The sequence below is a fragment of the Streptomyces sp. PL-25 genome (assembly GCF_058344915.1).
Map to the genome: position 1 here is coordinate 2390099 of NZ_CP136997.1, position 13608 is coordinate 2403706.

Consider the following 13608-nt stretch of genomic DNA (forward strand, 5'->3'; position numbering starts at 1 on the left):
TGGTTCACCTGTTCCCGGCGTAGACGGTCTGGATCAGCCGGTTCGGCTCGCCCCTGCGCACCAGCACGCCGCGGCCGGGCGGCTGCTGGCTCGCGTACACGCCGGGGAAGAGCTGGCCCTCGCTGCGGTCGCCGGACATCACCAGCGCCGTGGAGCCGGATTCGCGCAGCCCCTGGAGCAGCGGTTCGTACAGGCCGCGCGAGGCGCCCGCGACCCGGCGGGTGAGGACGAAGTGCAGGCCGATGTCGACGGCGGAGGGGATGTACGGCACGAAGGGGGCGAGCGGCTGCTGTCCCGCGGTGGTCAGGACGTCGTAGTCGTCGACGAGGATCACGATGCGCGGGCCCGAGCCCCAGCTGCCGGGCTCCAGGTCGGCGGGGTCGGCGCTCTCGTCGGGCAGCCGCTTGTCCAGTTCGCCCGCGATGCCCTGGGCCAGCGCACCGGCCAGCTTGGCGTTGTAGGCGTAGCCGCCGCGGTACTCCTCGGGGACGGCGCCGCGCAGTCCGCGGCGCGGGTCGAAGACGCCGAAGACCAGCTCGTCGTCGCCGTGGCGTTCGATCAGGCCCTCGACGACCACCTTGAGCAGGTTGGTCTTGCCGCACTCGCTGTCGCCCATGATCATCAGGTGCTGGTCGTGCGCGAACAGGTCCAGCGGGACCGGCGCCAGCTTCGTCTGGTCCAGGCCGATGGGCACCCGGCGCGGCTCGGCGGCCGGGCCGGGCAGCAGCTGCGGTTCCAGCAGGTGCGGCAGCACCCGGACGGGCTGGGCGACCTCGCCGGTCCAGGTGGCGCGGACGGTACGGGCCGTGCGCTCCAGGACGGCGCCGAGTTCGGCTCTGTCGCCGAGGCCGTCGGTGCGGGGCAGCGCGACCTGTGCGAAGAGCTTGCCGTCGGTGAGGACGCGGCCCTTCTCCTCCGGGGAGAGGGTCTCGGCGAGCTTGCGGTCGATGCTGGACTCGGTGGGGTCGTTCAGCCGCAGTTCGACGCGGGTGCCGAACTGGGACTGGGTGGCGATCCGCACGTCGTTCCAGCGCAGCATGCCCGCGACCACGTGGATGCCGTAGCCGCTGCCGCGCTTGAGGATGTCGACGACCGCGTCGTCCAGGTCCTCGAAGTCGTCGCGCAGCGCGCCGAAGCCGTCGATGAGCAGCACGATCTCGGTGGAGGCCAGCTCGGGCAGCCGGCCCGCGGCGCGCAGGGTGCGCAGCTGCTCCAGGGAGTCGATGTTGTGGACGCGGAACAGTTCCTCGCGCTGGTCGAGCATGCCGCGCACCGAGTCGATGGTGCGGGCGGCGCGCTCGCGGTCGGCGCGGCCGGCGACACCGCCGACGTGCGGCAGTCCGGCCAGCGCCTGGAGGCCGCCGCCGACCAGGTCGAGGCCGTAGACGCCGACCTCCTGCGGGGTGTGGGTGAGCGCCAGGGACAGGGCGAGGGTGCGCAGCAGGGTGGTCTTGCCGGACTGGGGGCCGCCGATGACGGCGGCGTGGCCGCCCGCGACGGTGAGGTCCAGGTACCACTGGCCCTGCCACTGCTTGGTCGGGTCGTCCAGGAGGCCGAGCGGCACCCGGAGCGGCCCGCGCCGCCCGGCGAGCTGCATGCCGCGCGCGCCCACCTCGACGGGTCCGGCGACCTGGTCGAGGGCGACGGCGTCGGGCAGCGGGGGCAGCCAGATCCGGCGTACGGTGCGGGCGCCGGCGTCCTCGATCTGCTGGACCAGGACGCCCATCTCGGTGGGTCCGGTCTCGCGGCGCCGCATCTGCGGTTCCTCGGCCCCGGCGGACTCGTCCTGGCCGAGGGTGTTGTACGCCGCGTACTCCAGGGCCAGCGGCCCGGTGTCCTCGGTCTCGCGCTCCACCGGGCCGCGGTAGGCGCCGGACACATAGCTCGCCTTGAACCGCTCGTAGTGGCTGGTGTCGACCTTGAGGTAGCCGAAGCCGGGCAGCGGGGGCAGGTGGAAGGCGTCGGTGGTGTCCAGGACCGTACGGGACTCGTCGGCGGAGAAGGTGCGCAGGCCGAGCCGGTAGGACAGATAGGTGTCCAGGCCCTTGAGCTTGCCGCCCTCGATGCGCTGGCTGGACAGCAGCAGGTGCACGCCGATGGACCGGCCGATCCGGCCGATGGACAGGAACAGGTCGATGAAGTCGGGCTTGGCGGTGAGGAGTTCGCCGAACTCGTCGATGACGACGAACAGGTGCGGCAGCGGTTCGAGGTCGGGGCGCTTCTCGGCGCGCAGGGCGGCGTAGTGCCCGATGTCGGCGACGTTCCCGGCGTCCTTGAGGACCTGCTGGCGGCGCTTGACCTCACCGGCGAGGGAGGCGTGGACGCGTTCGACGAGACCGGCCTGGTTCTCCAGGTTGGTGATGACTCCGGCGACGTGCGGCAGGTCGGCGAACGGGGCGAAGGTCGCGCCGCCCTTGTAGTCGACGAGGACGAGCGCGAGGTCGTCCGGCGGGTGGGTGGCGACCAGGGCGAGCACCAGGGTGCGCAGCAGCTCGGACTTGCCGGAGCCGGTGGCGCCGACGCACAGCCCGTGCGGGCCCATGCCCAGCTCGGAGGACTCCTTGAGGTCGAGCAGGACCGGCTCGTGGGCGTCGCTGACGCCGATCGGGACGCGCAGGAAGGCGCGTTCGCCGCGCGGCGCCCACAGCCGGTCCAGGTCGAGGCGGGCGACGTCGTCGATGCCGAGGAGTTCGGCGAAGTCGACGGGCCCGGTCAGCGGGGCGTCGACCATGGACTCGGCGGACAGCCTCAGCGGGGCGAGCATCCGGGCCAGGCCCTCGGCGAAGGGCACGCCGACCTCGTCGACGGTGCCGTGGGCGCTGATTGGTTCGGCCTCGCGCAGGTCCTCGATGAGGACGCGGTCCCCGTCGACGGTGATGCGCACGCCGACGCTGCCGGGCTCCTGGACGCGTTCGTCGAGCAGGTGCAGCACGGTGACGCTCATCTCGCGCAGGCCCACCGCGTCGTCGGGGCGCGGCAGTTCGACGGCGTCGGCGCCGTGCCCGTCGGCGACCACGAGCAGCCGGGAGGTCATGGCCAGGGCGTCCGGGCCGGACAGTCCGCGCCGCACCTCGGCGGCGTAGGAGGCGCGGCGGCGCAGCTCGGGGCCGGTCTGCCGGGCGAGCTGGGGCAGCGAGGGCGCGATGCGACGGGCGGCGACGGGCCCGTCGAACTGCTCGGGGTCGAGCAGATGCGGCAGCCACTTGGCCCATTCCCAGTCGGCGATCCGGTCGCCGGGGGCGGCCAGCGCCATGGCGACGTCGTCGGGGGCGTGGGTGGCGGCGGTCTGCACCATCAGGGCGCGGGCCACCCGCAGGGTGTCCTCGCGGCGGCCGATGACGCTGATGTTGCCGACCCGGTCGAGCGGGACGGTGAGCGGCAGTTCGGTGCCGCTGCTGAAGCGGGACATCAGCGCGGACGCCTCGTTCAGCATGAACTGGTCGGGCGGGGTGAGCACGGAGGAGCCCTGCTGGGCCACCTTCAGGTCCCGTACGGGCATCTCGCCGGTGCCGACCCGCACCCGCAGGAAGTCCCCGTCCACGCGGCGCCGCTCCCACAGCCGGGCCGGGTCGCGCACGATGTCGTAGAGGGCGTCCGGCGGCGGGTTGAGCACCTGGGCGCGTTCGCGCCGCTCGCGCTCCTCCCCGGACAGTTCCTCGCGCAGGTCCTCCAGATAGGCGAGGTACGCCTCGCGCTGGGTGCGGCGGGTGCGCTGGGCCTTGCCGCGCTGGGAGAAGACCAGCGTCATCGAACCGGCCAGGGTGACGACGAGGATGATCGCGCCCAGACCGGCGAACTGGCTGTTGCGCACGACCGTCATCATCACGACGGAGGACATCACACCGGCCACCGGCAGCAGCGAGGTCGCGATGGAACCGGCCTTGCCCTCGGGCAGGTTGGGCGGCGCCTCTATGGTGCGCGGTTCGGGGGCCGCCGCGGGCCGGGTGGTCCGGGCGGGCCGGTGGATCAGTCGGGTGCTCATCGTGGGTGCCTCGTCGTCCTCAAGTGCCCTTCGGCTACGGGGTTCAGCGGCGTGTCTGGGACAGCCGGAAGACCTCGGCGGCCAGTTCGGTGGCGGCCTGCCGGGTGGCGCGGGCGAGCAGGTCGGTGCGGATCGCGCCGCCGGCCGCCAGATGCCGGTCGTAGGGCAGGACGCGCACGCTCGCCCCGGTCTCCTTCAGCTGTTCGGCCGCCTTGTCCAGGTCGAGCCCGGTGTGCGGCACGGTCTCGGTGAGCAGGACGACGGTGGAGGTGGTGACGGACCGGGGCAGGCCGCGCATCCACTCCAGGACGGCGTGCGTGCTGGCCAGGCCCTCCAGGGTGGCGGGCACGGTGAGCACCCGGGCCTGGGCGGCGGACAGCGCCGTGCGGGCGACCTCGGCGGGCAGCGTCTCGCAGTCCACGACGGTCACGCCGAAGTAGCGGCGCAACGACACCATGACGCGCTCGTAGCCGCGGGTGTCGAGCATCGCGCCGACCTGGCCCTGGCTGCCGGGCAGCAGCCAGGCGTTGTCGGGCAGCTGGACCAGGTAGCCGGTGACGTCCAGCAGGGACATCTGCGGTTCGACCAGTCCGGCGAGGTCGCCGGTGGTCCAGCGCAGGCTCTCGGCGCCCAGGCGCAGCGGCAGCGAGCCGAGCGCCGGGTCGGCCTCCACGACCAGCACCGGGTCCTGCCGGTAGTGCGCGTAGGTGGTGGAGAGCAGCGCGGCGACGGTGGTCTTGCCGGAACCGCCGCGGATGGAGGTCACGGCGATCTGCCGGCCGGTGGTGACGGCCTGCTGGAGCACCTCGGCGACGGCGGTGGTCTCGGCGACCTCGCGCGCGGCCGAGGAGGACACGGTACGGCGCACCGCGCGCAGCGCCCGCGCCGCGAACGGCTCGCCGCGGCGCGGCTTGCCCCCGGTGGCGGCCAGCCGCTTGTCGACCACGGGACGCGAGTCGGGGGCGGCGCCGCGCTGCGGGGTGCCGGGGTACTGGGCGGCGGGCTGGTGGGGTGCGGCGGGCTGCTGCGGCTGGTACGGCTGCTGGGGCGCGGCGGGCTGCTGGGGCTGGTACGGCTGCTGGGGCTGGGCCCGCGGGGGCTGGTACGCCTGCGGGGCCGGGGCCTGCGCCGGGAAAGGGGCCGGGGCCTGGGCCTCCGCGGGGAAGGGTGCCTGGGGCTGGGCCGGGTAGGGGGCGGCCTGGGCCTGCGGCCCGGCGGGGGTCTGGGCGTGCGGGTAGCCGTACGCCGGAGCGGGGGCCTGGGCCTCCGCCTGCGGGTTCGGGTTCGGGTGCGGATAGCCGTACGCCGGTGCGGCCGGGCCCGGAGCCGGGGGCTGCTGCCCCTCCGGTCCCGCCGGCCGCGGCGCCGCGGTCTCCTCCTGCGGGCCGCGCCGGGGCGCGGTGTTCCTCAAGTCGCGCAGCACGTCGTTCTGCCAGTTGTCCCCGTTGGGCATGTCGCCTTCTTCCCCGCCTCGTCGTCCCGCCCGGAGCGCCGGCGCGTCGTCCGTGAGTGGTCCGTGAGTCTCAGAACTTGTCGAGCAGTTGCCCGTAGATGCCGAACACCCCGACGGCGAGCGGGAAGAGCCCGATCACGCCGAGGGACTCGATCAGGTCGGCGAACCGGCGCAGCCGCACCCGTACGTGCTCGGGCGGCTCCACCGCGAGGACGAGCAGCGGCAGCAGCCCGGCCGCGCCGAGCAGCACCAGCGCGCCCGCCCCGCCCGCGTGGTGCAGCCACAGCACCGCCAGCCGCACGACGAGCACGGCCGCCGCCGCGAGCAGCGCCACGACCTCCGCGACCAGCGGGAAGGCCCGCGCCCGCGACAGCAGGACGACGGCCGTCAGCGCGGCCAGCGCCACCGTCCACACGGTCGGCTCGTGGGCGGTGGTCAGCAGCCAGCCGCCGGCCGCGGCCGAGACCGCGGTGACCACCGTGGCCAGGGCGAGTCCGCGGTGGGTGGCGGCGAGCGCGTTGGCGACCTGGTGGCGGCTGACCGACGCGCCCGAGGAGCGCCGGTCGTCGAGTCCGGTGAGCCCGGACGCCATCAGCGCGAGCCGGGGCAGCAGGCCGAGCAGCACGACGGAGAAGACCGCCATCACCGCGCCCAGCCGGTCCGGCCGGTCCTGGAGCGCGGCGACGGCCTCCCACACGACGGCGATCGCGGTCGCCGCACCGGCGCCGACGAGTCCGCCGCGGCCCAGGGGCGAGAAGTACGCGAGGAGGACGAGGGTGACCACCAGGGCCGCGACGACACCGGCCAGCCGGGCGGTCCCGGACCAGTCGTAGGCGTCGGCGGCGGTCCAGGCGGTGAGCAGTCCGAGTCCGCCGGTGGCGAGCAGCAGCGCGGTGGCGAGCCCCCGGTTGCCCTGGCCGATCCGGGCCACCAGGGCGCCGGCGACCAGGCAGACCACGGTGACCACCGCGAGGGCGGTGGTGACGCTCTCCAGCGCGAACTCGCGCCGGGCGAGCACGCCCGCGGCCACCGCGAAGCCGACCGTGGCGACCCCGGCGCTGGCCCGGCGCGCGGCCGGGCGCCAGCGCCAGGCACGCAGGTCGAGGTCGTCGGCGACCTGGTCGGTGACGTCGTGCACGACCGGGGCCGGCGGCGCGGCGTGGGCGCGCACGAGCTGGAGGACGGCACCGTCGGGGATCCCGGCCGAGGACAGGGTCGCGTCGTGCGGCAGGACCGAGCCGTCGGAGGTGATCAGCTGCCGGGTGGCCGGGCGGGTGGAGGCCCGGTCGTCGAGCAGCCGCAGGATGTCGGGGAGCAGTTGGCCGATCGGGGTGTCCGACGGCAGGACGATGTCGGCACGTCGGCGTTCACCGACCAGGGTGACCCGGCTCAGCTGGGTCCGGGACGTCGTTGCTGTGCTCACCACTCACCGGAACCTATCATCGCGTCTTCTCCGTCACGGGTCCGCGTGACGTGACCATGGTGACCACGCACATCGTCTTCACGGCTTCTCCGTAGCCTTGGCGCCGCCGGTCGCCGAAGGGGCCGGCGTACCCGACGGGTTGTACATCTGCTCCTGCTGTTGCTGCTGCTTCTTCTGGTCGGCCTTCTGCTTGGCCAGGGTCGCCTGGAGGAACGACCAGCCGACGCAGCCCGCGCACAGGACGGCGGCGATGGCGATGCCCGCGAAGACCTTGCCGAGCCGTTCGTCGACCGTGCGCCGTCCGCGCTGCGCGCCGAACAGCAGTGCGTCGCGCATCCGGCGCCGGCGCACCGCCACCGACTCGAGCAGCTGGCTGTCGTAGTCCCGTGCCATCCCGTCGTCCTGTGCAGTAGCTGTTTGCTGTGACCGTGTCTCGTGGCTCCGCGCCCGTGCTCGTCGCCCGTGCCGGTGCCCGTCGTCCGCGCGCTCGTCAGTCGTCCGGGCCGAGTCCGAGGTGGCCGCGCATCGTGGCGTACTTGTGCGCGAGCCGCCGTGCGGTGGGCTCGTCCAGTGCGGCCAGGCGCCGCGGGTCGGCGTTGTGCGCGAGGTCGGCCGCCTTGACCAGACGGGCGCCGGGCGCGGCCAGGATCCGGCGCGCGTACGCCTCCGGTTCCTCGCCCGGCCGCTTGGTCACGGCCCGTACGGCGTCCTTGGTACGGGCGGGCAGCGGGGCCGCGTCGAGCCACTCCTCGCTGAGCGCGCCGTCCTCCAGGGCGTCGTGCAGCCAGGCGGCGGCGACCAGGTCGTCGCCTCCGCCGCGGGCGCGGACGCCCTCGGCGACGGCCGACAGGTGCTCGGCGTACGGCCGTCCGGCCTTGTCCGTCTGCCCGGCGTGCGCGGCACGGGCGACGGCCTCGACCTCGGCCGGACTCATCTCCGCCCCGGCGCGCACCGGCGCCTGCGCCCGCCCCGTCCGGGGCGGCCTTTCCTGCGGCATCGCGGATCCCCCTACTTCGCTTCCGCAACATATGGCATGGCCGGGCCGCCCGTACACCCGGGGTGGAGCCCCACGGCCCCTTCCCCCGTGCCCTGACGGGCAGCGTGCCACGTACCCGGCGAGACCGCCACGGCATCCGGCGGACCGGTCCCGGCGGCCGGGGCGGGTTCCTTCACAAAGGCAGCTCACCCGCCGAGAGGCGGCAGTTCAGTCGCCTTTGGCGAGGGCTTCGACGGCCGCCGCGTTCGGTGCATCCGCCAAGGAACCAGAAAGGGGGCGTCCCTTGCCGCCCGGCTCGGGGTCGCCGTACAGCTCCGCGAGCGCCTGGGTCGGGCGGACTCCCCGTTCCTTGGCCGCACGCAGCCGACGTCCCCAGGAGCCGCCCTCGTTCACGCCACGAGGACCGGCCGCCTGCCGAGGCTCGTACGCGGCGGCATCATCCTCGTCACCGGCCCACACGTAACCGAGAATGGCCCCGCCCTGCTTGTCGACCACCGTGAAGTACCGCACCGGCTTCTCGGTCCAGTCCTGATAGCGGGGCGGGCCACCCGCCCTCTCCACGAACCTCAGGTCATCTTCCAAGCGCGGGTTGACCGGCTGTTCATTACTCATGAAGTCCACGTTCCTTTACCTGTGCCCGATGCTCAACGAGGTTACGGCCTCGGGAGGACCTCACCGTAAACATGCCACTTGCCCGCGTCGTCCATGAAGACCCGCGTCACCTTGTAGTCCGTACCGCGGGCAAGAAGGATTTCCCGTTCTCCCGGGTTGGCTGAGATGTGGTCGATCCAGAGGGCGGGCGTACCCTTGGGGACCCTCCAGTGCATGACCACCGGTTTGTACCTGAACGCTGGCGGTACCGTCTCGCCGAACGCCGTGGAGGTGTAGGCGAGATCGCCGAAGACACGGCCCTCCATCTCGAGGGGCGACCTCAAATTGAGGTGGTCAATGCCGGTGCCTCGGATGACCATGACGTCCTCGGGCACTGGCCGGGTGCCCATCACCTCGTCCATGTTGTCAATGGTGTCCAGGATGTGCTGGGACACGTCCATCCCGGAGCGGAGATGGCCGTTGATCTGTGTGTAGTAGTGATCGCTGTAGGTGTACAGCGCATCCCTGGCGTCCGGATCGAGGTCGTCCAGGAAATCGTTCCAGTAACTGTCGCCGTACGCCTGTCCCGCCTCGTCGCTGAAGCTGGGCTCCAGGTTCGTGCCGGGTGTCAGTTCGGCCGCGGCCACCGCGTGCTTCTCCGCGTCGGTGGCCAGGTTGTCGAACTCGTCCCCCGACATGAGGGGCTTGTACTCGAACGGTTCCCCGGTGCCGTGTCCCGGCACGTCCGCGTGGTCGTGGACCGGGGTCGCCGGGGCGTCGGCGCCGTGGTGCGCGGTGGCGTCGAGGACCGGGTGGTCGAGGTCCACGTGGTCGCCCACGTGCGAGGCGTCGTCGGCATGGCCGTCCGTGTGGTGCCCGCCGCCGTGGTGGTCGGTGTGGTCACCACCGCCGTGCTCGGTGTGTCCCGTGCCGTCATGGCCGTGACCGTGACCGTGGCCGTTCGGCGCGTCCGAGGTGTGACCGTGCCCGCCGCTGCCGGGGACGTCGTGCGTGGGCACGTCGTGGGTCGGCGTGTGCGTCGGGACGTCGTGCGTCGGCGTGTGCGTCGGGGTGTGGTCGTACGAGGCCGGGGCGTGGTCGTAGGACGACGGCGGCGGCGTGTGGTCGTACGAGGACGGCGGGACCGTGTGGTCGTACGGCGACGGTGACGGCGTGTGGCCGTAGTGCGCGGCCGGGTCGGCCGTGTGGGACACGCCGTCCGCGCCGGTGTGTACGCCGGTGTGGACAGGCTGCTGCCCGTGGATCGTCCAGCTGTCGGGAAGGCCCGGGACCTTCGGGGCGTTCGGGACGGTCTCGTGCGGGACCGGTGTGGTCTCGGGGATGCCGTTGGCAGCCGTGATGTTGCCGTGCGGGTCCAGCAGCCGTCCGTCGGGCAGGTGGACCGAACCGTCCGGCAGCGTCGGCATGTCGATCTTGCCGATGCCCTTCAAAGCCTTGGTGATGTCCCCGATCTTCGACAGGCCCGCACCCGCACCCTTGGCCACATACGTCATCGGATCGATGACCCTGCCCGCCTTGCCCGCCACCGACAGTGCCTTGGCGACCGCGCCGGCCTTGCCCGCACCCGACGCCGCACCCCCCGCACCACCCGTGAACACCGTGGTCAGCACATTGAACGTGACCGCACCGGCCGCGCGGGCGGGGTTCTTGCCCCACTCGTCCCACGCCACCAGCGCCTTCCCCGTCTCCTTCATCGCCGTGCGCGAATCACGGATCCAGGACGGGAGCTTGTCGTCGGGCAGCGCCCAGAACAGCGTGCCCAGACCCGGCAGGGAGGTCAGGACCAGGCCGGTGGCGAGTTGCGCGAGGCCCTTCCACGCCTGGCCCATCGCCTCCCAGCCACCGAAACCGACCAGCGTCCCCAGGCCCTTGATCGTGCCCCACACACCGTCCACGATCAGGCCGTCCCACACGAACGACTTGACCCAGTGACCCACCTCGTACCAGTGATGCTTCTCCTCCACCGGGTCACCCCAGGGAAGCTTCGCGTTCTTCAGATCATCCGCGTCGAACCCGTACTGGTCCTTGCGGTCCGAACCGTCCCCCGCGACCATCTGCGTACCGTGGAACAACGCGGTGATCTTGTTGTGACAGGTACGCTCCGCCGCCCAGAACGCCGCGACCGTCCGCGTGATCTCGTCCCGGATCCGGTTGTGGTGATCGACCTTGTCACCGTCGTACTGCCAGTCGTCATCGTCCTTGACCGAATCGACGAACGTCGTCGCCTCGTCCTTCAGATCCTCCAGCTTCTTCACCAGCGGACGGATCTCCGTCGCATACCCCGACAACGCCCCCGACACCGACTCCAGCCCGGTCGCGAACGTGTCCGCACGATCCTTCACCGGCTTCGTCGACGCGAACAACTGCTCCGCCTCCGGAGCCCTGTAATACGCCGACAACCCCTGGAACCTGGTATGGACGTCCTGACCGGTCGAGCGGATGTGGCCCGCGTCCGTCTTCAGGTTCCCGTACGCCTTCTCCAGCAGTTCCAGATCACCCGTGAACTGCGGAATCTCCTCAGGCTTGATCACCCCGCACCCACCCCGGGAGCATCCAGCTTCGGCGCCTTCAACGCAGCACGCTGCGCACGCGCCGCCATCTCCTCATCACCATTCAGATACGCCGTCGTCGCATCCACCACACCCTGCAACGACTTACCCGCCCGCGCCGCCACGAACTGCAGATCCTTCGACGCATGCTCCGCCCACTGCGACAGAGCCAACGCCACCAGACCCCCCTGCCCCTTACCGTCCTTACCCCCGGAGCCACCGCCCCCGCCCGCATCCGCCGAGATCGTCCCCGCATACGTCGCCGCCGACGTCAAATGCTCCCCGAACGCCTTCCCGTACGTCTCCAGATGCGACGCCGACTCACCCGTCGTCCTCAACACACCCGAAATACCCTGCGGCTTCAGATCCCAGCCCGACACCGACAACCCCCGTACCCACCACGACCTACAGCAGACCCCACGAAACCGGCCCCTCAGCCGATGTTGTCCACCGCCGACTTCGCCTTCGCCAACGTCGACTGCGCCGTCGCATCATTCTTCTCCAACGTCGACTTCACCAGCCCGATGATGTTCCGCACCTCCTGCGACGCACGATTCCACCGCTGCTCCTTGCCGTGATACTCATCCGCCACACCATCAGCCGTGAAATCAGCCATCGCCGCCTTCACCTGACGATCACGCTGCCCGATCACCTCCTCCAACCGCGCCACCACCGCCTGAAGACTCCCCTGCACATCCGACGACGCACCCGTGTCATACGAACGACGATCCGAACCCGAACCCGCCATCACACACCACTCCCCGTGAAACAGAAAAACAACCGAACAGACAACACCAACGACACGAACGACACGAACGACCCCGACGGATCAGCGGAACCGCGCCGCATCGAAATTCGCCGCACCCATGTGATGCCGCGCATTGTCACCCTGCTCCTGATCACCCGACGAGAACGCACCGTCCATCCCCGACTGACCACCCACAATCGCCGACAACGACGCATTCAACTCACGCGCGATCCCGTCCGCCCGCCCCTTGAACTCATCGAACATCCGCCGCCCCGTACCGTTGAACTTCCCCTCCAACGGCTCCACCGCCTGCACCAACTGACGGATCAACGACCCCAGATCATCACTCGACCCACGCGAATCACGCGTCAACGTCGACAACGTCTGCGCACCCATATCGAACTTCACGCCGAACTCGCCTCCCCCATCAGGACTTCCGAACATCTGGACATTCGAGATGTACGAGACATGACGGATGTCCAGGGCTGTGGACCGTCGACGTCCGGGTCCCGGAGTCACGACACAGCCGTCCCATCTCTACCAACTGCCGGATCGCGGGTGCAATCCGGGGTCGGAACATCCACAGATGCATCACATACCGGCCAGGGTGGCCGGTCTTCAACGGGCGGTGGCGGTCGGGCCCTCGCGGCAGATCAGCAGGAGCGCGCGGTCGTCGTTGACGTCCTTGGCCACCGCCTCGATCAGATGCCAGGCGGCGCCGTGGAAGCCGCCGGCGACATAGCGGTCGGCCTCGCCGGTGAGGCGGTCGATGCCCTCGGCGATGTCGCGCTCGGCGGTCTCCACCAGGCCGTCGGTGAAGAGCATCAGGACGTCGCCGGGGCGCAGGGAGCCCTTGACCGAGTCGAACTGGGCGCCGTCGTACACGCCGAGCAGGGGCCCCTCGGCGGCCTTCTCCTCCCAGCGGCCGGTGCCCGCGCTGAGCTGGAGGCCCGGCGGGTGGCCCGCGGAGTACAGCTCGTAGTCGCCGGAGTCCAGATCGAGGACGAGGTGGATGGAGGTGGCGAAGCCCTCCTCCCAGTCCTGGCGAAGCAGATAGCCGTTGGCGGCGGGCAGGAAGGCGTGCGGGGGCAGGCTGCCGAGCAGACCGCCGAACGCCCCGGAGAGCAGCAGCGCCCGCGAGCCCGCGTCCATGCCCTTGCCGGAGACGTCGGTGAGGACGACCTCCAGGGTGCGGCCGCCGTTGGTGCGGGCGGCGACGACGAAGTCGCCGGAGAAGGACTGGCCGCCGGCGGGGCGCAGCGCCATCTCGTGGTGCCAGGTACCGGGCAGCCGGGGCAGCTGGCTCTGTACGCGGATGCGTTCGCGCAGGTCGAAGAGCATGGTGCCGCCGCGCCGCCAGGGCACGCCGACGCGGCTGCGGAACTGTGCGATCAGCAGGCCGAAGAAGCCGCAGGCGGCGACCACCAGCACCACGCCCGGTGTCACCCGTGAGGGGCCCTCGGTGTACGGGCCGAGCCGGACGGACTCCACGATGAGGGCCGTGGCCGCCGCCGCGTACAGGCCGAGCAGGCTGGCCGGGCGCAGCAGGAGGCCGCCGGCGACGATGGGCAGGACGAGCGCGACCGGCGAGAACCACACCGAGTCGACGAGCGTCAGCGCGGCGATCACGGGAATGGTCACCAGCAGACCGCCCAGCGCGATCCAGTCCGAGCCGTCGCCGCGGAAGTAGTCGACGGCGGCTCGGCGCACGCCGACGCGGGCCCGGTGCCACTGCATCTTCAACCGGGCCGTGAACGTCTCGGCTTCCGCGCGCCGCCCTCGTTCTGCTGCCATTAGTTCGGGACCCTATCCATCGGACCCGCCGGTTGGCACGGGAGGTCCGA

The 13608-nt window shown here is 71.7% G+C and carries 11 protein-coding genes; all 11 read right to left on the reverse strand.

The genetic code is table 11. The annotated features are described in order from the left end of the window. Window positions 1–4: 4 nt before the first annotated feature. A complete protein-coding gene (gene eccCa / locus R4Z62_RS10620; protein ID WP_491519660.1) occupies window positions 5–3982 on the reverse strand; it encodes a type VII secretion protein EccCa in 3978 nt (1325 codons plus the stop codon). Between the two features lie 43 nt (window positions 3983–4025). Next, the gene (locus R4Z62_RS10625; protein WP_491519661.1) at window positions 4026–5435 is read right to left on the reverse strand and encodes a MinD/ParA family ATP-binding protein; all 1410 of its coding nucleotides are present in this window, start codon (window positions 5433–5435) and stop codon (window positions 4026–4028) included. A 70-nt stretch (window positions 5436–5505) separates the two neighbouring features. Next, window positions 5506–6861: a type VII secretion integral membrane protein EccD gene (eccD, locus tag R4Z62_RS10630; protein ID WP_064533150.1), complete on the reverse strand. Its 1356-nt coding sequence runs from the start codon at window positions 6859–6861 to the stop codon at window positions 5506–5508. 75 nt (window positions 6862–6936) lie between these two features. Next, the gene (locus tag R4Z62_RS10635) at window positions 6937–7251 is read right to left on the reverse strand and encodes a hypothetical protein (RefSeq protein ID WP_018570833.1); all 315 of its coding nucleotides are present in this window, start codon (window positions 7249–7251) and stop codon (window positions 6937–6939) included. Window positions 7252–7348: 97 nt separating this feature from the next. Continuing rightward, entirely contained in the window at window positions 7349–7792 is a 444-nt protein-coding gene (locus R4Z62_RS10640; protein WP_064537412.1) for an HD domain-containing protein, read from the reverse strand. A 270-nt stretch (window positions 7793–8062) separates the two neighbouring features. Next, window positions 8063–8467, reverse strand: coding sequence for a hypothetical protein (locus R4Z62_RS10645; protein ID WP_389602219.1), 405 nt, complete (start codon window positions 8465–8467; stop codon window positions 8063–8065). Window positions 8468–8508: 41 nt separating this feature from the next. Then, entirely contained in the window at window positions 8509–10998 is a 2490-nt protein-coding gene (locus R4Z62_RS10650) for an ADP-ribosyltransferase (RefSeq protein WP_491519662.1), read from the reverse strand. After that, a complete protein-coding gene (locus R4Z62_RS10655) occupies window positions 10995–11396 on the reverse strand; it encodes a DUF6507 family protein (protein ID WP_491519663.1) in 402 nt (133 codons plus the stop codon). The genes R4Z62_RS10650 and R4Z62_RS10655 overlap by 4 nt, the downstream gene beginning before the upstream one ends. 53 nt (window positions 11397–11449) lie before the next feature. After that, window positions 11450–11764 carry a pore-forming ESAT-6 family protein gene (locus tag R4Z62_RS10660; protein WP_389598429.1) on the reverse strand — a complete coding sequence of 105 codons (315 nt, stop codon included), beginning with the start codon at window positions 11762–11764 and terminating at the stop codon, window positions 11450–11452. 81 nt (window positions 11765–11845) lie between these two features. Then, complete coding sequence (locus tag R4Z62_RS10665; protein ID WP_382851107.1) at window positions 11846–12172, reverse strand: hypothetical protein; 327 nt, start codon at window positions 12170–12172, stop codon at window positions 11846–11848. Window positions 12173–12382: 210 nt separating this feature from the next. Continuing rightward, the gene (locus R4Z62_RS10670) at window positions 12383–13558 is read right to left on the reverse strand and encodes a PP2C family protein-serine/threonine phosphatase (protein WP_064533154.1); all 1176 of its coding nucleotides are present in this window, start codon (window positions 13556–13558) and stop codon (window positions 12383–12385) included. Between the last annotated feature and the right edge of the window lie 50 nt (window positions 13559–13608).

Bases quoted from the DNA above. Each gene is read 5' to 3' on its own strand.
- R4Z62_RS10640 (WP_064537412.1), bottom strand. From the start codon at position 7,792: ATGAGTCCGGCCGAGGTCGAGGCCGTCGCCCGTGCCGCGCACGCCGGG.
- R4Z62_RS10660 (WP_389598429.1), bottom strand. From the start codon at position 11,764: ATGGCGGGTTCGGGTTCGGATCGTCGTTCGTATGACACGGGTGCGTCG.
- R4Z62_RS10670 (WP_064533154.1), bottom strand. From the start codon at position 13,558: ATGGCAGCAGAACGAGGGCGGCGCGCGGAAGCCGAGACGTTCACGGCC.
- R4Z62_RS10645 (WP_389602219.1), bottom strand. From the start codon at position 8,467: ATGAGTAATGAACAGCCGGTCAACCCGCGCTTGGAAGATGACCTGAGG.
- eccCa (WP_491519660.1), bottom strand. From the start codon at position 3,982: ATGAGCACCCGACTGATCCACCGGCCCGCCCGGACCACCCGGCCCGCG.
- R4Z62_RS10625 (WP_491519661.1), bottom strand. From the start codon at position 5,435: ATGCCCAACGGGGACAACTGGCAGAACGACGTGCTGCGCGACTTGAGG.
- R4Z62_RS10635 (WP_018570833.1), bottom strand. From the start codon at position 7,251: ATGGCACGGGACTACGACAGCCAGCTGCTCGAGTCGGTGGCGGTGCGC.